This window comes from Clostridium sp. CM74B_53 (genome assembly GCF_036318045.1).
GTDB lineage: Bacteria > Bacillota > Clostridia > Lachnospirales > Lachnospiraceae > Pilosibacter.
On the sequence record NZ_JAWQDE010000018.1, the window covers coordinates 56,470 to 74,988 of the forward strand.

Consider the following 18,519-nt stretch of genomic DNA (forward strand, 5'->3'; position numbering starts at 1 on the left):
CAATGAAAAAATTCCTGGATATCCTAGACAGAATCGAGGTTGCAGTGGCATCTCTGGTGCTGGCAGTGCTGATTGGCGTTACATTTGTTGGAGTACCAATGCGTTACATATTCAGTCGGCCATTTACGTGGGAAGAAGAATTTCAGCTTGCATGTATGGTGTGGATCACATTCCTGGCAGCACCTGCAGCGTTCCGCACGAAGAGCCATGTGGCGATTGAAATTTTGGTGGACGCACTTCCCAAAAAGATACGTAAAGGAATAGAACTTTTAATTCCTGTAATCGTGTACGCAGTACTGATTTATTTCCTGTTTAGGAGCAAAGACTATATCAATGTTATGCTGCGTACAAACCGTAAGACGCCAATCCTTATGATCCCGTATGCATGGATCTATGCGATTGCTCCGGTTTCCATTGTACTTATGTTGATCAGCTATACAGAAGAAAAATATTATGAATTAAAGGAAACATCGGTGTACAAGGGGTACAAACGAGATAAAATAGAAATGAGGGGCGATAGAGCGGAAATATCAGATTTTCCACTCTATCTGAACACGGTCGCTGGTGGCCTTGATTGTAGAGATCAAACCATCGGCGGCTTTTCTTTTGTCGTCAAAATCTATGCTGTCCCAGTTGTCGAGATAATAGGATAACTTCTTTATCTGCTGGGGAGATATGGTTTCAACGCTCAATTCAGCGATTGCCTTTGAAATGGTCTGGCGTCGGGTGTCCAGTTCTTCAATTTTTTTGTTAGCGTAGGCAAGCAAGGTCGCATTGGCTCCGGTTAGCGTATCCAGCAGCTTTTCAATTTCTGCCTCCACCTGTGCCAGCTCCACTTGATAGGCGGTCAGTTTCGGATTGACTTTTTCCTCTCTGCCGTGGAGTATCTGAAAGTCTTTGAACTTTTCCTGCATGGCCGAGAAAATGAATTGCTCAAATTCTTCTTTGCGGATTTTTCCGCAGCCCGGACAGCCTTTGTTTTCCGTCCGTTTGGTACAGCGGAAATATCCGGTGCTGTTTGGTACATGGGTGGCTTTCAGAGCATACCCACAATGCCCGCATTTGATTTTTCCGGCCAACCAAGTATTTTTCGGTTTCCGTCCCTGCTGGAAGGTGGTATTTGCCATAAGTTTTTTCCGGCATTTAAGCCATGTGTCAGAGGAAATGAGTGCTTCGTGTGGAGCGATAACAAGTATCTGGTCTTTTAAGCACCTGTCCTTGTCCTCCTTCACATCCCGCCCCTGATAGAGATAGCAGCCGTTTGTTCCGGCAAAGTCGGAAGCGTCATTGACAATCGCTGCGCCCTGGCTCTTGAAAAATTCGTACAGCTCCAAATCGGCCTGTGCGTAAACGGGGTTTCTTAAAAGCTGGGAAAGAAATGTACGGAACATGGATTTGCCATAAATTTTTATGTCATGTTCCTCGAAGTATCGGGTAATATCTCCGAAGGAGGTTTCCGGTTCAGCGTACATTTCAAACATCAGCCGAACATGGTCGGCGGCTACGGGGTCGGCAACCATTTTCTTTGTGCGGATACCCTCTACCACAGTAGGCTCCAACTGATAACCGTATGGTGCCTGTCCGCTCATGTGAAAGCCTTTCAGGCACCGTGAATAGTAGGCGTCTGTGACACGCTTCTGAATTGTTTCACGTTCAAGCTGGGCGAATACAATGCAGATATTCAGCATGGCCCGGCCCATCGGGGTCGAAGTATCAAACTTTTCCGTGGAGGATATAAACTCCACATCGTACTCTTGAAACAGCTCCATCATCGTTGCAAAGTCCAGAATAGAGCGGCTTATACGGTCCAGCTTGTACACGATGACCCGCCGAACCTTTCCCTTGCGGATCTCGCCCAGCAGCTTTTGAAACTCCGGCCTGTCCGTGTTCTTACCGGAATAGCCTTTGTCCTTGAATACCCGGCAGCTCCCACCTTTCAATTCATACTTGCAAAAGTCGATCTGACTTTCAATGCTGATACTGTCCTTGCGATCTACTGACTGTCTTGCGTAAATACAATCTTCTCTGATAAATTCCATATTGGGCTCCTTTCCTTGTTGGAATGGAGCTACCAACCTTACAACTATATTATACCATCAGCAGCCCCGGACAACAATGTTGCGAATGATTAGGGAAACCTGTCCCCATATTTGCTGAACACCTCAAAAAGGCAGCGCTCAATTTCTTTTTTGCGCTGTTCTTTCTCCTTCGGTGGAAGCACCGGCGTGAGGCTTTCCAGCACAATGATCTTCCCTTGAAATGCGACAGACTTTGTTTCTCGTTCATAAGTGACAGCTTGCGTCATTGAAAACCTCCTTTGCGAAAGTGCGTGTATATGCCAGCCTTTCCCACTTGTCCCGTGGGGAAATGTCAAAAGACGGCACCCAGCAGGTGCCGCCCTTTGAGCTTTCTCCACTTCGGGTCAATGTGGCCCGAGGTCAGTAAGGACTGGAAAGGTACTTTTCTTTGGCATCCTCCACGCTGTTGAGGTCGAATACTTCATAAAGCTGCCCCACAACACGCCGTATATCCTTCTTTGAAAATCCGCAGTTCTCCATTGCCATAATGACATAACCACGGCAGGCGCCATTGCTCCATTCGTCCGGTTCCAAGCCGGGGATCATTCCAAACGCATTTCCCATAAAGTGCTCCTTTTTTGAAAAGATGGGGAGCCGCGCCGGATCGGTTGGCCTATCATCAGACAGCATTGCCGGGGGCTCCCCATAGGTTTTCACTTCATTTCAGACACACCGGACGGGCATAGGCTTCATGCCCCATAGTATTTCAACTCTCCCCATTCTGATGGCAAGGCGTTCTCATTGCCTGCGACGGCTCACGGCTTGCAAGACCGCTTCAACGCTCGGACTGTGACTAAACGCAAGTATCCGGGTTCTGCGCCTGTTCCGGTGGAGCCAGCCTTGCCCCACCTATGGCATGGACCTGTTCGCTCGCTCAGTTTTACAAAGACTGTATTCTTTGAAATCCGAGGTCATGGCGGGTCTGTCACACAGCGCGTTCCCCTTCGTATCCGGGTGTCTTTTTATTCAATTTTCAATCTGCATGAGGCTTGTCTGAACCTCGGGCCATTGTGACCCGAAGTGTTTTGCCTCTCATAAGCCATTTCATTTTCCGGCCTAAATCGGTACGCCTTACAAAGAATTTTTCAAAATTTTTTCTAAGTGCCGCAGACCTCGCTCGATTGCGACACGAACCACTTTTTCATGGACGCCCTCTGCCCGGGCAATGTCCTGTTTGGTCATGCCGAGAATGAAATGGGCGTAAATCCGTTTTGCCTGTTTGTCTGGCAGACTGGTAATCGCTGCGTGAAGTTCCTGCATGGTCACTTTCCGCTCATACAGTTCATGGGGAGATAAAGCGACAAAGACAGCCTCATGTTCCAGCCCGTCATCCCGATCAAGGGAATAGTAGGCTTTGTGGCGGTATGTACGCAGCCGATAAGCAGCCTCTTTACGATCAAACTCTTTGAACATTTCTGCAACTTCTTCCGATACTTCCATGAAGCAATCCGATGTATAGAATGGGTAATAGTCCCGCAAATTGATAATAGCCATATTGACCTCCGTTTCGGTTGTTGGTTGACGAGTGACCGAAACGAAGGCGGCGGGGAGCGGCACCGGGGAATGACTTCGGGCCAACATGACCCGAAGCAGCCCCATAAGAACGCAAAAGCGCCCGGGCGGCATGAAGCCACACGGACGCATGAAATGACATAATAGTTAAGGTTCCAACAAATTTCGCATACATAGCCGGAATAACCCGGAGGCGGGGCTATGCTTTTTTTAACTGATGTAGGTCATGGGCACTGTGAAAAAAGGCAAAGATAGACACGGCGGCAATCCTCCTATATGCCGCCGTGGATTTACACGGTGTTAGGTCGTCGTTGGTTTAGCGTAGACGAAAAGAAACGGCGGCTCTGAAATCAAAGCCGCCGTTTCAAATGGGCGTGTCAAATTGTCTGCGCTACGACGGCTTTTTTTCTTTTGCCGTCGTCCGGCAGAGTATTAGAAATATTGTGTTTGTTTTATTTTCTTGTCCATCCCTTTCAAAATGAGCGATGATAAAGTATCACTCACCTGAATAATGGCTCAATCACAAGGTCTTTGCCGAAAGCCAGCGTATAGCATATTTCCAGCTACTTCTTTAGCTCACAATATAACTGTATGAGTGCCTGAGCCTTTGCCAGAAACTTCTCTGTCAAATACAGCTCTCAAATGTATGCGTGTGCGCCTTGCCGAAATACCCACATGTGCTCCGCATGACAAAATTGGGAAGCCAGAATCAGAATAGGCGTTGCCTTGGATTTTCGGATGGTAACTGAAAGCTGGTGAGAGTCCTGCTTTCCGATATGTACTATGATGCTACATACTTAAATTGATTTACGCACTGTTACTATTTTTGCAACACTAAATATACCTGACCTGCAAAGTAGATTATCAATTGATTTTCATCAACATCAACACAAAACTCCGCACTGATGTCATCCTGTGTTACACAGATAGTATCTGTGTAACTGAAATGATAAGAAGCATTACCATGATATAAACCTGCTTCAGGAATGTCTTTGTACAGTATTAGAGTGTCACTGTCTTGAACTGTAATTACATTTTCTGAATTGCTGTTTTTCCATGTGCCGATAATATTTTTTTCGTTTTGAGAAAGTTTAATTTTCTTGGCGCATACTACAACCAGAACAATCAAAATAACAGCCAAAAATAATATCATAAATACTTTCAACTTGCCATGAGTAATATGTTTTTTGTTCATTTCATTTCTTTCCTTTCATTTTACGAGATGTGCCTAATTCCCGATTGTCTTGAACTACATGCTCCCAGTTTTCAATTCTTTCACAATTTCAACCTTTTCAATACTTCGCAAAGAAAACAGCATTGCCGTTACTACTACAAGTGCAACCATAATAACAGCGATTCCGTATGCTCCCCAATTGATATAAAACACAAATGGGGTCATTCCTTTCGAAATCATGGAATACATGACATAATGAATGATTAAGCTGATCGGTATTGCAAATATCAGCGACTTCATGCCATATAATACAGATTCCAAAAGTAACATTTTCTTTAAACCACCAGATGTCATGCCAACAGATCGCAATACTGCAAACTCACTTCTACGGACATCTATGGTATTTGAAATCGTATTGCATACATTTAGTCCAATAATCATTGTCATTAAGACCGTGAAGATGCAAACCATCATTTTGAGAAGCATATATGTCTGGCGGGAATTTTCCGTTGTACTTGCCACATCAACCACTTGAAAAAATCCCGTATCCGCTAAACACTCCGCAACTTCTTCGTGCTGTGCGGTGTTAATGGTAAGTTCAATAGCGGTATCATCATTCAGCAGCCACTGAAAAAAAGACATTGGAACAATCAAGACAGCTCTATCTTGAACAAATTGTGATTGAATACTCGCATTATTTCCATTCACAATATCTTGAACAATGACCGTTTTATTTGTATCGTCGCCGTATTCCAGTTCGATTTTACACCCATTTTCAAGCACAAACGGAGAACCAACTACAACACGATTTGGAGACGTACCATAATTCCCAGTTGCATGATTGAATAGTATTCCGTGATTTGGCTTGCCATCATATCCTGTATAATTCAAATCATTTTCTTTACAAATAGCGCGAAAATGTTCTTCATCAATACCCACAACATATAATTCTGCAAAGTTGCCATTTATAAAGTATCCCGCCATATCTGAATTGATATTTTCTTCCTCAAATGCAGCTGTCATGTATCGGGAAATACGATAGGATATGTCTGCTGAAATACCCTCATCAGAAATTGCTTTCGCAGCAGTTGCTAAATCTTTATACGGAACAGCAGCTTGAACATCTGTATAACTTGAACCATCTTCTTTCATATCCATAGATGTTTGAAAAAGCATAAAATCCGAAAAACTATACAAGGATAACCCAAGAACCACAGCTAAAAAAATAGAAAGCGTTATCGCACGAAAGCGTTTCGGATTCCGATGGATATTTTTTGAAGCCAACGATCCGTAGATTCCAAAAAATATTGACATTAGTTTTCCATGCGTTATCCATTTTTGCTTTACTTGATAAATGTTGGTTTGCTTCAATGTATCGATTACTGTAACTTTTGAAGCGATTTTTCCCGGAGTTTTACAAGCAAAAAACAAAGAACCAATACCTGAAATTGCTCCCAGGAGAAAAGGGAGCCAATAAATATATGTTTTTAGCTCAATCATTCCAAAAGTAAAAGTGTCTTTAAAGGAAATCCGTATCATTGCCAGAACAACAACCGTTAAACCCAAACCAAATAACAGGCCCAATGGAATACCAATTATGCCAAGTAGAAAGGCTTCTATGGTAACGCTGGCTTTCTTCTGTTTACTTGTTGCACCGATACTCGCAAGCATACCAAGCTGCTTAATGCGTTCCTGCAGAGAAATCGAAAGGACATTGCTAATCATGGCAGAGCAAGCAGCCATTAGCAATAAAATAACTACAGCAACAGCCGCAATCATCTTTACAGCTCCCTTACCCGCAGTCACACCATGATAAATGAGCAAATCAGAATGGAATGCTGACACAATACCACCAACTGCTTTTGCATTTTCTTCCGCTTCGGCGTATATAGACTTAGAAATATCCTTGCACTTTACAAATGCCGATAAATTAGTTTCATTATTGCTAATTCCGATATAAGCGTTAAAGTCACTGGCTACTTTAGACCCATTCATTTCAGATACAATACCAACAATGGTATATGTCCGCTCCGCAGTATCTGGGTGAAAACTTTCCCTATCACCCAGATAATTTACTAATCCATATAACTCTGTGTCGATTTCGTCCCACACTCGCGTACCAAGTAAAAGTTGTATCGTATCCCCAACAGAGAATGTAAGCCCATTATCGTCAATAAAATCTTGCGTTAAGACAATTTCATTTTCATTGAACGGGTAACGGCCTTCCAGTAAATATTGTTCCAGATAAAAATTTTCGACAAATGCATCGTTGATTTCTGCAATGGCAAGCAAATTTTTATTAGATGGTTCTCCGTAAAAACTACTTCCAGCGAAACGTAGCAACGACACATTCTCTATATTCTTTCCTTGCATAAGAGTTTCCGCTTGCTGCTGCGAGGTGAGTTCAATACGATACGCATAATCTCCACCGTATACGGCTTCTTTCTCTTGCAAAAAGCGAAGCATGGACCAGCCGCCACACAAGACAGCAGTCATCATACCTACCGAAAGAATGATCGTGAAAATCGTAAGAAATGCACGCTTTTTGTTTTGTTGCAGTGTCCTTAATGTAAGGGTAAATATTGTTTCCATCAGCGAATCACCTCATCCCTGACAAGCTGACCATCCTGTATTTCCAAAATCCGATCTGCTTGTAAAGCGATTTCCCGGTCATGGGTAATCAGGACAATCGTTTGATGATAGGATTTATTAGAAGCTTTCAAAAGTTGCATGATTTCTTGTGTGTTTTGTGTATCCAGGTTTCCCGTAGGTTCATCAGCTAAGAGAATTGCAGGAGCGTTAATAAGCGCACGACCAATGGACACACGTTGTTGCTGCCCACCTGAAAGCTGACTTGGCAAATGCTTTCTACGCTTTGTTAAGCCAAGTACCTCTAACAATTCTGCTAAACGCTTCTTATTTATTTTTCGCCCATCCAGCCTAATAGGCAGGGTAATATTTTCCTCTACATTCAAGACCGGAATCAAGTTATAGAACTGGTAAATCAGTCCTACTTGGCGTCTGCGAAACACGGCAAGTTGATCTTCCGTTTGTTCATACACACTCTGACCATCTACAATTACTTCGCCTGATGTGGGACGATCAATACCGCCGAGAATATGGAGCAAAGTGGATTTACCAGAGCCAGATGCGCCAATTATTGCAACAAATTCTCCTTTTTGCACTGAAAATGAAATATCGGTCAAGGCATTCACTGTGGTTTCACCTGTGTGGTATGTTTTGCAAACATTTTCAACTCTTAATATTTCCATTGTTGTTTCCTCCTGCTGAAAGTAATTCCGTACAATGATGAAATCATAGCAAATTTAAATAACTCTATTATTACGCTTTCATTACAAAAATGTCACTTTGCAAAAAAGGGATTGCATTATGCAACCCCTCTGTCAAAGAAAATTGTAAATTTTGCCCCACATGGCATTATGTTTTCAGCGATAATCCTTCCGTTCTGCTGCGTGATAATCGCTTTTGCTAAGGCCAAGCCAATCCCCGCCCCGTTTTTGCCGGAGTTCTTACCTCGATAGAAACGCTCAAATAAGTGTGGAATATCTTCCTCCGCTATGCCTGTTCCGCTATCGATAACACACAATTTCACATACATGGCATTTTCTTCAGCGCTGATTTTTACTTGTCCTCCATCGGAAGTAGATTCAATACAATTTTTTACAACATTAGACAAAGCTTCTGCAAGCCACTTGATATCCCCGTATAGTTGAATTTCCTCTATATCTGAAATATCCATTTTAATATTTTTAATATCCAGCATGATATCAAATGGCGCTGTTGCCTGCTGGACTAATTTTTCCACAGGAAAGGACTTATTTTCGAATTTGATTGTCCCTGCATCAAGACGCGACAGCTTTAATAAAACGTCAATCAGCCATTCCATGCGTGACAACAGTAATAACTGTTCATGCAATAGTGAAGATTGCTGTTCGAAATCAATACCTTCTTGTGAAAGCGCAGCATTCAATATTTCAAGAGAAGTCAGCGGTGTCTTTAATTGGTGGGAAATATCCGCCAAAGAATCCGCTAAATATTTTTTGTCTTTTTGCAGCTGTCCCGATTGCGCTAAAAGCCGTAATGTCATTTTTGAAATCTCATTTTCCAGAACAGCTAACTCTCCCTCACCATAATCGTCAAAACGAATACTTTCTTCACCATGTAATAGTCTATCAATATCCTGACTTAAAGAAGAAATCTTCATATAGCGGCGATATGTGAATATAAGGGAAATAGCGGTGATGGCGCAGCCAGTTAAAAATGTAACCCAATAGAACTTCATGCAAAAGAAATAGCTTAAAACACTCCCAATCACCGTCACACCAATACAGAGCATTATTTGCAATCGAACTTCCTTGTTTCGTAAAAAATCCATGTTATTCACCAGCCTTATACCCAAGCCCGCGAACAGTCAAAAGAATTTCCGGCTCTTGTGGATTTGTTTCAATTTTATCTCGCAATCTTTTCATATAGACAGTCAATGTGTTGTCACTAATAAAATCACCTGTAACATCCCAAATCATTTCAAGTAGTTTTTTCCTTGAAAATACAACACCCGGATTCTGCAAAAACACCAACAGCAAACGGTATTCTAATGCCGAAAGGAATAGCTCTGTATTTCCTTTTCGGACAACCGCCTTTTGAACATCAACTGTAATATCTTTACAAGACAGAAATTCACTTTTTCCATTTTTTCTGCGCAACACAGTGTTGATTCTTGCCAATAATTCTCTTGGGCGGAACGGCTTGCAAATATAATCATCTGCACCCAATTCCAGACCGCTAACAACACTAAATTCATCATCATCTGCGGTCAGAAAGATAATGGGAATGTCTTTTTGGCTCTTAATTGCTGAGCAAGTGCTAAAACCATTTCCATCATTCAACGAAATATCTAAAAGGATAATGTCGTATTGTTCCTGAGCTATTTTCTGTAAAGCAGTTTGTTGTCCATTTGCACTGTCAACCAGATAGCCTTCATTTTTCATAAATAAAGTAAGGGAGGACACTATATTGGGGTCATCTTCAACCAGCAGTATTTTTTTCATGCTTATCTCCCTTTCTTCTTTTTGTCCGACCATCAATCGGCTTTTCCGCAGTTTTCGGAATCAGCCAAATCGTCGCCATTTTTACAGCACCGGGGATGCGACCCGCAGTGCAGTAATAGTTTATCCATCGTGCGGTCACGCCCCATTTTTCGGCGGCCTCTTTTAGTGTCATATAATCCATTCTGCACCTCCACAGAGTACATTATAGTTCTCTGCCTCGAATAATACAAGTTAGAGCCTACACGGATACGAAATAAAATACTACTTAATGTAAAATTTCATTACATTCTCATAATCCAACCAGAAATGTAGAATGATATAGGGTGATATGAGAATGAACCAAAATGAAAGAAGGTTTGACTTTCACGGCCTCGGGCTGGCACTCAAAAGAGCCAGAGAAGAAAAGGGCTGGACACAAGCCTATGTTGCGGAATTAGTAGACCGTGACTCCCGTACCATTATGAATATTGAGAACAAAGGACAGTATCCGAGCTTTAACCTTTTTGTAAAGCTCATTACCATGTTTGACATTTCGGTTGACCAGTTTATTCATACGGACGGAGGCGAACAAACAAGTCCTTGCAGAAAGCATATTGATGTACTCCTAAACTCCATGAACGAGAAAGAGCTTGTTGTCATGGAGACCACAGCCGAAGGGCTCAAGAAAGCCAGAGAAACGGAGGTTCCAGAATAAGGGCCTCTGTTTTTTTGCGCCATTTTCGGGGCTGCCGCTAAGTGGCAAGCAATGCCTCTGTGGCCACAAGTGGCACAAAGGCGGCTTGTTGGGGCTCGCCCCAAACCCGTATCTTCGGGCCAACATGGCCCGAAGTGTCAGCGTCGCTTTGCTCCTTATTTTCATAACCTTAACGCTCCTTTTCCTGCTTTCTCCCCGGCTCGGTGTAGCCCATCAGAGTGTCAATGTTCGCCTTGATTGTGACGATCTCCTGCATATCCCGTCGTGCCTTCTGGTATTCTCCATAGAGCTGTTTTTTCTTTGCTGTGAGCTTACGGCCTTCTTCCTTCAGCACATCCATTTTGGGGAGCTTTGCCCCGCCCAGCAGAGAGCGCATTTCCGCTTGTGCAGCCCGGTACAGTTCAAGGTCGGCCTCATGCTCCGCAAGAAATTTCCGGCTGTACTTCGTCGCCTTATACTGCTCAAAGACCGGACGGGTTTTGGCATACTGAACCGTTGCGGCCTTTAGCCCGGCATTGGTTTTCATGGCCTGTTCTGTCTGCTTGATCTGCTCGGAAATGGCATGGAAACGGTCTGCCGCCTCGGTGGCTTTCTGTGCCAACTGCTCATAATCGGTCAGTCCATTGTCCTGTATATAGGCAAGGGCAGCGGCCATCTGCTTAATGTTAAATACCTTCGCCCAGCGTTCATATCCCGGTCCCTTACCGGCAGCCAGTTTTGCTTGAATATCCACCGCCAGACTGATTTTCCGCTCCGAATGTCCGGGGCGTTTTTCTTTGCCCTCAATGGCGGACAGAACATCTTGCAAGTTGTAGCCGTCCCCCAGCGTGGAGGCACGCAGACGGGTGAAGCGTTCCTGTCCCTGCCCGGTCAGCCGGAAGCTGATACCGCCGCCCCGAACCTTCTTGACCTCATATCCGGCCCGCTTCATCAGATTGAGAAATTCGTCCAAATCAGCGGGGCGTTCCGCCAACGCAGTATCAATGGCAAGGCGCAGCCTGTCCTGATAGGAAAGCGGCCCTTTCCGGTCTTTCTGCCACTCTCCATAGTTCCGATACTTGCCCTTGCTCCGGGGCTTCGGGTTCTCCACGATGGATAGCCCGTTTTCAAGGCACAGCCTGTCAGAGAGCCGCCGAAGGGCGAAGCTGGAGCCCCAAAAATTTCGGAATTTCCGGGTGCAGTCAAGGGTGGTGGAGTTGTAATAAATGTGACAATGGATGTGCTGCTTATCGGTGTGCGTGGTAACGATAAAAGCGTGCCGCCCCTTCGTCCAGCGCATAGCCAGCTCATAGCCGATACGGTTCGCCTCCTTCGGGGTGATCTCGCCCGGATAGAAGGATTGTCGTATCTGATAGCACAGCACATTATTTTCTTTCTTCTGTTCCCGGCCCGTCATAGCGGCATAGCTGGCCTTTGCCAAAAGGAACTCGTCCGCCACGGTGGCCGGATCACATTCATAAGCGGAGATATACTTTCCGCTTTCCGTTTTCTCCGGGTCCTTGCCATAGTCCAGACAATCCCGGATAGCCTCAGCAATCGTTTCGCCTTCGCCCGCATGGCGCTGTAACAAAGTTGTGGTAGCCAAAAATCATTCCTCCTTTCCATGAGAAAGGGGCGGCCCATTCAGACCGCCCCGACTTCGGGCCAGTATGGCCCGAGGCTGCTTAACTTGCCAGAAACCGGTACAGAGCGGATTTGCCTCCGTCCAGCGCCCAAAGAAGGGAGCCCGCCGCCGCTTGCAGTCCATACGGCGAAAGAAGGAAGGCAAGAAACAGAAATACAATCCCGCCTATGGGCGTCGGCGTGAAAAAGAGAGCGACACCCAGCACCGTCAGGATCACAGAGGCAATCGTCAGCAGGACGGCACAAATATCAAATAGGAACACCAGCAGAGCCGCCAGAAGGGACAACGCTAAAGCAAAGGGAGCAACCAATATTTTCAGCAGTATCTTCATCTTCAAAACCTCCTTTATCTATCCTTCCTACCTCTATTTTATCATGCCTGCCCGGGGACATAAATGTTGCGAAAGATTAGTAAATCCTGTCCTAAAACTTCGGGTCATGCTGGCCCGAAGCTTGATGGTTTTATCTAAAAAGTTATGATATAATGAAATCAATATTTTGGTTAGACGAGGTGATGAACATGGGGAACAGCAGAGACGACTTTACTTCAGCAACAAAGGAATTACTGGCAAATCGGGTTGGTAGAAGATGTAGTAATCCTGCTTGCCGAAAGTTGACTTGTGGGGCAAATACCAATCCTGAAAAAATTACAAATATAGGGGTAGCAGCTCATATCTGTGCAGCGGCTCAAGGCGGTCCACGCTATGACGCTTCTATGACACCCGAAGAAAGAAAGTCGTTTGAAAATGGAATTTGGTTATGCCAGTCTTGTTCTAAATTGATTGATACGGATATTACTCGTTATCCTAAAGAACTGCTACAAAGTTGGAAGCAGCTTGCAGAACAGACAGCAATTTTGGAAGTCGAAACTACTTCTTCCACACCTGCCTTTGAAAAAGATAAAGAGCTTGTCCAATTTTATTTGGAGTGCTTTGATCGTCCAGCCTTTCAAGATGACATTTATCAAGAAGGTCGAATGGAGGATTTTGATAAAGCGATTGAAGATACGCTAATTGCCTTGAATACAGGGGTACTAAGAACTCGTGATGGCTCCATATTAAAACAGGCTGATGGAAAATCTTCTGTCCAAAACTCTTTATGGAGAGAAAAACTCTATACTATTACTGATATGCTAACAGCAATTCGCAGACGATTGAAAATAGCCAAAAAGGAAAAAGCCTATTCGACATATGGCACAGGCGAAGATGTCGCTTATTGTTTCTATGATCGTGAGCTTGCTGAATGGCTTAATTCTACACGAGAAGAAATACTAAAAATTCTATCGTCTATTTGTAAAGAGGCTGGACTTCGGGAATTACATTTTCGGAAACATAGATATAGATGGTAAAAAGAACGAGGGCGGCAGGTCCCAACATCGGAACCTGCCGCCCTCGTCTTACTTTGCCACCAGCTCGGAAAGCTCCCGCAGCACCTTTGACACCTCGCCCCACAGTTTTTCATAGTCCCGCTTCAATCCGTCGATTTCCTCCGGGTACACGCCATAGGTATGTGCGTGTATGGCAACCTGATTGAGATTGTTAGAACAGCGCCGTTGCAGAGAGATCAACTCTTTTACAGGTACAAGGTCGATGTGCAGGATATATCCATTCAGAGCCATTTTCCGCACATAAGCCCCGGCGTTGGAAATGCCCGCCTCAGCCATCCGTTCATGGATGGCTGCCAGCTCGTCCGGCGTTACCATAACGTGCAGATGGACATTCCGCTTGCGGTTCTCCATCAGCGTTCCAACTCCCGGCCTTTCCGGCGCTCTTTGGGCTCCTTTACCTTATCAAGCGGCTTTGCGTCCAGCTCCGGGGGCGTGGGTGGGATGGGCGTATTGTTGGGTACGCCGTCGATCATGTTGCAGTTCTGCTCCGTGGAGAGCTCGGCGGTTTTCAGATAGTTGTCTTTTTCGTGCATGGCGATCCTCCTTTATCGTTCCTCATGGTTTTGATGGCTCCGCTTCTGGCCGGGCTCCTTCGGGGGGTCCTGCCCTCTGGTTCCTTCTTTGAGCCGGGCGGTAATGGATGGGCGCACCCGGTCAGGATTGCCCGGTGCTGGTTTCAGTTCATAATCCTCCATCTGCTTTTCGGTCAGCGGCTTTGCGTAGGTCAGTTCGCCCCATGCCATCAGCCTGCCGTCTGCCACAGGACGCCGCCTGTCATCGTCGTAGTTGACAATGGAAAGAGGCTGGTTATCCGGCGGCTTCGGGTAAGTTCCTATGTCCACGGGTCGCTGGGTGGAATAATAGCGGTAAACGCCCTCCGGTCCCAGCTCGGTATGCTTGACCGCCGCATGGTAAAGCTGCTGATAGTCGTCCACCCGGCGGTCAAAGTCCCTCTGCGCCCACGCCTGACTGGTTCCATAGCGGCCCCAGTAGTAATCCCGATGGCCGTTTTCCCCCTCGGTAAACTGCCAGGTCACAAAGGGGCTCGGTGCTCCCGGATTATGCCCCAGCGCAAAGCCGTGTCCGGTTTCAAAGGTGGCAGCTTTCAAAATCACATATCCTTGTACTGTCTCCAAGAGATCCCTCCTTTCTGTGCCTCGGGCCAACATGACCCGAAGTGCTGGATGTTACGAAATAAGAGGGCAGACCGGGGAGGAATGTAATAAGATATTCCCACCCCGGAAACACCCTCAAAAAAGCCCGGAATGTCAAGCCTTTGGAGGCGGCAAATCGTAACAGCCGCCCGGCCTTTTCTCCCGCATTTTCCTCATGCGTTCCCGGCTTTTCCGGCGGTTCCCTTCGGCCTTGCAGGCGTCGGAGCAGTAGGCTTGACGCCCCTCGGGCAAAAATGCCTTTCCGCAGACCGCACAGGCCCGCAGCTCCGGGGAGATGCCTTCCGTTGTCAGCGACGCTTGAAGCTCCGGGTTAAGAGGTAGGACAGCCTCACGGAAATAACGGCAGTACGCCCCTGTCCAGCACTTGTGCAGCATATAGCAGGCACAGTCAAGAGGAAGGCACAGGCCGCTTTCCCGGTCATAGTTGGCGCACATCCCCATGACAAGAGAACGGATTTTCTTCTTCTCGTCACGGGTCAGCTCCCGGGCGTCCATTTAAGACTTCGGGCCACGATGGCCCGAAGGGCGGGGCTCCACGATCAGCGCCCGGAACTTCTTCCGGCACTGTTTTTTCTTTCCTTTGCACTCCTTGTAGTAACGGCATCCCTTACAAGGGTTGTCATTGTCCCAGCCGGGGTGCGGTACTTCCTTCATCATTCGTTCAAAAGGGCTGCTTGTAAAATTCATTCTCATTCCTCCGTATCTTCCTCCCACGGCGGGGTATCTTCGTCCTCGGGTTCCTCTGCGATCTCCTCCAGCTCCCCGTCCTCATATTCGCAGTAATCATCTTCCAAATCCGGGGCCTCATGCTTCGGCTTGTAAATCTTGAAATAGTAACCAATCCCACCGCCGGCCAGCACCACCGCACCGATCAGGAGCAGAGAGAGAAGGGGGCTGTCCTTTTTCTCCGGCTCGGGTTCCGGTACTTCCTCCACCGGTTCGGTGGGCTTTGGCTCTGGCTCAGGGGTCACTTCTTTGGGCGGTTCCTTGCTCTGTTCAGCAAGAGGCAGAAGGTCGTCTGTGGTAACGGTATTGAGGAAATAGACGTTCTCCCTGGTTTTCTGTTTGTCGATCACCAGATAAAACACGCTCTCGTCTGCTGTGGTGATGGTGTAGAACTCCTTTCCATCCTCGTCGGTGGCGTTGTCCACCACGGTTCCCGTCCCGTCCGGGGTAAAGGGGTTCTGGGTTTCCGGTTCCGCTTCGGTTTCTGCCGGGGCGGGAGCTGTCTCCGTCTGCGGCTCGCTGCTCTGTGCATAGGCCGGGACCGTAAAGATCAGGCAACACAAAAGGCTGGCAGCCATCGCCGCCAGCCTGCGGTATTTAGTTTTTTTCATGGGCTGTGTCCTCCTTTTCGGGTGCCTCCGGCTTCGGGTCAGTATGACCCGAAGCTGTAAGGCTGTTTTTGGGGTCATTCAAAAAGGCTATAAGCTGGGCGGGCGTCAATTTGAGGGAGCGCACCGCCTGCACGATCTGGCTGTTTTCTTCCTCCTGTTTCTGCTTTTCCAGCTCCCGGATTTTGGCCTGCCACTCGGCAGCCTTCTCCCGGGCTTTTTCCAGTTCCTTATCGAGCTTGTCGATCTTGTTCATGCAAGGACTCCTTTCCTCTGGCTCACAAACGCCCGAAGGCATAGAAATGTGTCTGCCAGTAGCTTGAATTGATGTTTGCGTATTGGATGGGCGAACCACAATGAAGCATCATCCCGTCGCCCACATAAATCCCCACATGGGACACAGGGCCGGGGCTGTCATAGGTTCCCGTGAAAAAGATAATGTCGCCGGGCTTTGCCTCGGAGGGAGAAATGTTAGCACACTGGTTGTAAATGCCCTGCGCTGTGGTACGGGGCAGGTTGTGGACGCCGCTGGCCGTGTACACCCAGCAGACAAAGCCCGAACAGTCAAAGGAAGTGGACGGGCTGGAGCCGCCCCACACATAGGGCCAGCCGATGTACTTTGTGGCTTCTTCCATGAGCGCCGCAAAAGCCGGGTCATCCAGCGCCTCGCCGGGTATCTCATAACTGGGGCCGGTATCTTCGCCGCCGTTGTAAATCCCTTCCCACAGATAGGGTTTGTTGCCCTTGAGCTGCTGCATAACGGTGTAGATTTCCCGCTGCGGTGCGTCAAGCCTCGGCAGGATCACGGCGGGCAGCGTTTTGTTTGTGAGGGTCACATTGAGAATGTAATACTCATAGGGGACTTCCTCGGTGGTTGTTTCCCCGGTCTCCGGGTCGGTGCTGGTTTCGGTGCGGTAGCGTATCTCGACTTCCTCCGTCAAGGTCAGCTCATACTGTGCCTCGAAAATCTCCCGCAGTTCGTCCTGCACCTGTTCCCGGAAATACACATGGTACTTTGCCGAGAGATAGGACGCCAGCTCATAGGGGTTATGGCCGATCTCGTCCACGGAATAGCGGTACTCGTCATAGCCGGGATGGGTGCTTTCGATGTTCGCTACCGTCTGCGCCAGCTCGTTTTCCAGTGCCGTGTAGTCCTCGTCCACGCCCAGCAGGTCCGTATCCTCCGAGGCGTAGGAGGTGCCGGATAACGCATTGGCAAGGCCGCTGCCAAGCGTGGGAAAGATGGAGCTTACCGCCGACACAAGAAAACAGAGCAGCAACAGCAGGAGCAGGACCAGCACCGCCACGGGATGACGGGTCACAAACTGCGCCGCCCGACGGGTCGCAGTTCCCGAAGCGGCAGCGGTTTTCTTTGCGGCCTTTGCGCCCTGTTTTGCAGCCGCCTTTGCTTCTTTGGAATACCGGCGTTTCAGTTTCCATTTCTGCTGCACACGGGAAAGCGGATTGCTGGTAAGCTCCGGGTGCTCGGAGGCCATCTTCTGAAAATCCACATTGGCCCGGGCTTTTATGTCCTTCCGTTCCCACTTTGCCACCTTCCGGGCCGGGTGTTCCTGCCAGCGGCGTTTGGCATAGCGGGTCAGTTTCCGGGTTCCGGCCTCTGCGGCCAGCTCGGATTTATGGGCTCCTTCCACACCCACATTTTCATGCTCGACCTCGTGTATCTTGTTGTGGACATAGAACCACGCTTCTGTGCGGGCTCCCCGGACTGCCTTTTTTGCAAGCCCCGGCGGCTTCTTCGCTGCCCGTTTTGCCTCGGTCTTGTCCAGTTTCTCCCGGGCCTTTCCCAGCTTTTCCCCGGCGTGTTCCACTTTTGCCTGTGCTTTCTGGTACTTGTCCTTTTTGCTCCCGGCCTTCTCGGCGGAGCCCTCCGGCTCCTGTGCCTTGCCGGTATCCTGCGGCCCGTCCGCTTCATCTTCCTGCCTCATGCGGTCAGAGGGACGGCTTTTCCGTCTGTCCTCTTGAAACTTGCCGCTTTTGGACTTCGGGCCATCATGGCCCGAAGGACTGTCCTGCCCGGTATCCTCGTCCTTAAACCGCAGGCGTCGGGATGGTGCGGGGGAAGGCCCTTCCCGTTCAGCCGGTCCGGGGCGATTGCTCCCGGTATCCTCCGTCGGCCCCGGCCTTTGAAAATTCCGTTTATCCGGTTTCTTTCCGATGATGTATCCCTCCTTTCCAAACCTCGGGCCATCATGGCCCGAAGTGCGTTATGCCCGGTTCATTTCCTGTTTTTTGTCCTCCGGGCGGGTGGTCATAATGGCGTACAGCTCGGTATTCTGCGGGAAGCGGTCAACAAACGGGATGGTGGTACTCCCGAAGAACAGCAGTCCTTCGCCGGAATTGGTATGGGTCACATAGGAAAGCTGGTGGGGGCTGATCCCAAGCTGTTTGGCTAAAATCTGCCGGTCCCCCTGTGCCTGCGAGAGCAGCACAAGGAAGTCCGAGTTTTCAAAGA

22 protein-coding genes and 2 pseudogenes are annotated in these 18,519 nt (G+C 47.6%); 3 read left to right on the forward strand and 21 right to left on the reverse strand.

All coding sequences use genetic code 11. The features are described from left to right. Positions 1-2: 2 nt before the first annotated feature. Positions 3-434 (forward strand): annotated as a pseudogene (locus tag V2546_RS13360) (TRAP transporter small permease); the annotation flags it as partial. Between the two features lie 96 nt (positions 435-530). Here the strand turns inward: V2546_RS13360 and V2546_RS13365 are convergent. The 10 genes from V2546_RS13365 to V2546_RS13410 form a co-directional block, all read right to left on the reverse strand. Next, positions 531-2,039: a recombinase family protein gene (locus V2546_RS13365; RefSeq protein WP_055302675.1), complete on the reverse strand. Its 1,509-nt coding sequence runs from the start codon at positions 2,037-2,039 to the stop codon at positions 531-533. Between the two features lie 89 nt (positions 2,040-2,128). Further along, complete coding sequence (locus V2546_RS13370; protein WP_167541534.1) at positions 2,129-2,305, reverse strand: hypothetical protein; 177 nt, start codon at positions 2,303-2,305, stop codon at positions 2,129-2,131. 133 nt (positions 2,306-2,438) lie between these two features. Further along, the gene (locus tag V2546_RS13375; protein ID WP_227618567.1) at positions 2,439-2,642 is read right to left on the reverse strand and encodes a hypothetical protein; all 204 of its coding nucleotides are present in this window, start codon (positions 2,640-2,642) and stop codon (positions 2,439-2,441) included. A gap of 507 nt (positions 2,643-3,149) precedes the next feature. Further along, on the reverse strand, positions 3,150-3,572 hold the full coding sequence (locus tag V2546_RS13380; protein WP_172681238.1) for an RNA polymerase sigma factor: 423 nt from the start codon (positions 3,570-3,572) through the stop codon (positions 3,150-3,152). Between the two features lie 838 nt (positions 3,573-4,410). Further along, positions 4,411-4,785, reverse strand: coding sequence for a hypothetical protein (locus V2546_RS13385; RefSeq protein WP_055303505.1), 375 nt, complete (start codon positions 4,783-4,785; stop codon positions 4,411-4,413). Between the two features lie 54 nt (positions 4,786-4,839). Next, entirely contained in the window at positions 4,840-7,356 is a 2,517-nt protein-coding gene (locus V2546_RS13390; RefSeq protein WP_055303503.1) for an ABC transporter permease, read from the reverse strand. Next, positions 7,356-8,036: an ABC transporter ATP-binding protein gene (locus tag V2546_RS13395; protein ID WP_055214727.1), complete on the reverse strand. Its 681-nt coding sequence runs from the start codon at positions 8,034-8,036 to the stop codon at positions 7,356-7,358. Before V2546_RS13395 ends, V2546_RS13390 begins: the two co-directional genes overlap by 1 nt. 116 nt (positions 8,037-8,152) lie before the next feature. Further along, entirely contained in the window at positions 8,153-9,160 is a 1,008-nt protein-coding gene (locus tag V2546_RS13400) for a sensor histidine kinase (protein WP_070101742.1), read from the reverse strand. 1 nt (position 9,161) lies between these two features. Beyond that, a complete protein-coding gene (locus tag V2546_RS13405; protein ID WP_055214723.1) occupies positions 9,162-9,833 on the reverse strand; it encodes a response regulator transcription factor in 672 nt (223 codons plus the stop codon). Further along, positions 9,811-10,014, reverse strand: coding sequence for a helix-turn-helix domain-containing protein (locus V2546_RS13410; RefSeq protein ID WP_055303499.1), 204 nt, complete (start codon positions 10,012-10,014; stop codon positions 9,811-9,813). Before V2546_RS13410 ends, V2546_RS13405 begins: the two co-directional genes overlap by 23 nt. A 147-nt stretch (positions 10,015-10,161) precedes the next feature. Here V2546_RS13410 and V2546_RS13415 point away from each other — a divergent pair, with 147 nt between their 5' ends. Beyond that, positions 10,162-10,527, forward strand: a complete 366-nt coding sequence (locus V2546_RS13415; RefSeq protein WP_172681248.1) for a helix-turn-helix transcriptional regulator — start codon at positions 10,162-10,164, stop codon at positions 10,525-10,527. A gap of 169 nt (positions 10,528-10,696) precedes the next feature. On the opposite strand, the gene V2546_RS13420 is transcribed toward V2546_RS13415, so the two are convergent. Next, positions 10,697-12,112: a relaxase/mobilization nuclease domain-containing protein gene (locus tag V2546_RS13420; protein ID WP_055303335.1), complete on the reverse strand. Its 1,416-nt coding sequence runs from the start codon at positions 12,110-12,112 to the stop codon at positions 10,697-10,699. A gap of 79 nt (positions 12,113-12,191) precedes the next feature. Next, a complete protein-coding gene (locus V2546_RS13425) occupies positions 12,192-12,482 on the reverse strand; it encodes a CD1845 family protein (RefSeq protein WP_005927606.1) in 291 nt (96 codons plus the stop codon). Positions 12,483-12,670: 188 nt separating this feature from the next. Here V2546_RS13425 and V2546_RS13430 point away from each other — a divergent pair, with 188 nt between their 5' ends. Further along, positions 12,671-13,498 (forward strand): hypothetical protein, encoded by an 828-nt coding sequence (locus V2546_RS13430; RefSeq protein ID WP_015553877.1) that lies wholly within the window; start codon positions 12,671-12,673, stop codon positions 13,496-13,498. 48 nt (positions 13,499-13,546) lie between these two features. Here the strand turns inward: V2546_RS13430 and V2546_RS13435 are convergent, their stop codons facing one another. From V2546_RS13435 to V2546_RS13475, 9 genes and pseudogenes are all read right to left on the reverse strand, one after another. Continuing rightward, entirely contained in the window at positions 13,547-13,888 is a 342-nt protein-coding gene (locus V2546_RS13435) for a plasmid mobilization protein (protein ID WP_055303333.1), read from the reverse strand. Continuing rightward, on the reverse strand, positions 13,888-14,070 hold the full coding sequence (locus V2546_RS13440) for a DUF4316 domain-containing protein (protein ID WP_003500078.1): 183 nt from the start codon (positions 14,068-14,070) through the stop codon (positions 13,888-13,890). Before V2546_RS13440 ends, V2546_RS13435 begins: the two co-directional genes overlap by 1 nt. A gap of 12 nt (positions 14,071-14,082) precedes the next feature. Beyond that, positions 14,083-14,673: a defense against restriction DarA-related protein gene (locus tag V2546_RS13445; protein ID WP_227145461.1), complete on the reverse strand. Its 591-nt coding sequence runs from the start codon at positions 14,671-14,673 to the stop codon at positions 14,083-14,085. 132 nt (positions 14,674-14,805) lie between these two features. Continuing rightward, the gene (locus tag V2546_RS13450; protein WP_055303329.1) at positions 14,806-15,207 is read right to left on the reverse strand and encodes a cysteine-rich VLP protein; all 402 of its coding nucleotides are present in this window, start codon (positions 15,205-15,207) and stop codon (positions 14,806-14,808) included. Further along, a complete protein-coding gene (locus V2546_RS13455; protein WP_318272949.1) occupies positions 15,208-15,399 on the reverse strand; it encodes a hypothetical protein in 192 nt (63 codons plus the stop codon). It abuts the gene before it with no gap. 2 nt (positions 15,400-15,401) lie between these two features. Next, positions 15,402-16,049, reverse strand: coding sequence for a DUF4366 domain-containing protein (locus V2546_RS13460; RefSeq protein WP_055303327.1), 648 nt, complete (start codon positions 16,047-16,049; stop codon positions 15,402-15,404). Next, positions 16,036-16,302, reverse strand: a complete 267-nt coding sequence (locus tag V2546_RS13465) for a DUF4315 family protein (RefSeq protein ID WP_055303326.1) — start codon at positions 16,300-16,302, stop codon at positions 16,036-16,038. The genes V2546_RS13460 and V2546_RS13465 overlap by 14 nt, the downstream gene beginning before the upstream one ends. A gap of 22 nt (positions 16,303-16,324) precedes the next feature. Beyond that, the gene (locus tag V2546_RS13470; RefSeq protein WP_055303324.1) at positions 16,325-17,992 is read right to left on the reverse strand and encodes a C40 family peptidase; all 1,668 of its coding nucleotides are present in this window, start codon (positions 17,990-17,992) and stop codon (positions 16,325-16,327) included. Between the two features lie 279 nt (positions 17,993-18,271). Beyond that, positions 18,272-18,519 (reverse strand): annotated as a pseudogene (locus tag V2546_RS13475) (hypothetical protein); the annotation flags it as partial.

Coding starts and splice junctions, on each gene's coding strand:
- V2546_RS13365 (WP_055302675.1), bottom strand. CDS start 2,039: ATGGAATTTATCAGAGAAGATTGTATTTACGCAAGACAGTCAGTAGAT.
- V2546_RS13370 (WP_167541534.1), bottom strand. CDS start 2,305: ATGACGCAAGCTGTCACTTATGAACGAGAAACAAAGTCTGTCGCATTT.
- V2546_RS13375 (WP_227618567.1), bottom strand. CDS start 2,642: ATGGGAAATGCGTTTGGAATGATCCCCGGCTTGGAACCGGACGAATGG.
- V2546_RS13380 (WP_172681238.1), bottom strand. CDS start 3,572: ATGGCTATTATCAATTTGCGGGACTATTACCCATTCTATACATCGGAT.
- V2546_RS13385 (WP_055303505.1), bottom strand. CDS start 4,785: ATGAACAAAAAACATATTACTCATGGCAAGTTGAAAGTATTTATGATA.
- V2546_RS13390 (WP_055303503.1), bottom strand. CDS start 7,356: ATGGAAACAATATTTACCCTTACATTAAGGACACTGCAACAAAACAAA.
- V2546_RS13395 (WP_055214727.1), bottom strand. CDS start 8,036: ATGGAAATATTAAGAGTTGAAAATGTTTGCAAAACATACCACACAGGT.
- V2546_RS13400 (WP_070101742.1), bottom strand. CDS start 9,160: ATGGATTTTTTACGAAACAAGGAAGTTCGATTGCAAATAATGCTCTGT.
- V2546_RS13405 (WP_055214723.1), bottom strand. CDS start 9,833: ATGAAAAAAATACTGCTGGTTGAAGATGACCCCAATATAGTGTCCTCC.
- V2546_RS13410 (WP_055303499.1), bottom strand. CDS start 10,014: ATGGATTATATGACACTAAAAGAGGCCGCCGAAAAATGGGGCGTGACC.
- V2546_RS13415 (WP_172681248.1), top strand. CDS start 10,162: ATGAGAATGAACCAAAATGAAAGAAGGTTTGACTTTCACGGCCTCGGG.
- V2546_RS13425 (WP_005927606.1), bottom strand. CDS start 12,482: ATGAAGATACTGCTGAAAATATTGGTTGCTCCCTTTGCTTTAGCGTTG.
- V2546_RS13430 (WP_015553877.1), top strand. CDS start 12,671: ATGGGGAACAGCAGAGACGACTTTACTTCAGCAACAAAGGAATTACTG.
- V2546_RS13435 (WP_055303333.1), bottom strand. CDS start 13,888: ATGGAGAACCGCAAGCGGAATGTCCATCTGCACGTTATGGTAACGCCG.
- V2546_RS13440 (WP_003500078.1), bottom strand. CDS start 14,070: ATGCACGAAAAAGACAACTATCTGAAAACCGCCGAGCTCTCCACGGAG.
- V2546_RS13450 (WP_055303329.1), bottom strand. CDS start 15,207: ATGGACGCCCGGGAGCTGACCCGTGACGAGAAGAAGAAAATCCGTTCT.
- V2546_RS13455 (WP_318272949.1), bottom strand. CDS start 15,399: ATGAATTTTACAAGCAGCCCTTTTGAACGAATGATGAAGGAAGTACCG.
- V2546_RS13460 (WP_055303327.1), bottom strand. CDS start 16,049: ATGAAAAAAACTAAATACCGCAGGCTGGCGGCGATGGCTGCCAGCCTT.
- V2546_RS13465 (WP_055303326.1), bottom strand. CDS start 16,302: ATGAACAAGATCGACAAGCTCGATAAGGAACTGGAAAAAGCCCGGGAG.
- V2546_RS13470 (WP_055303324.1), bottom strand. CDS start 17,992: ATGAGGCAGGAAGATGAAGCGGACGGGCCGCAGGATACCGGCAAGGCA.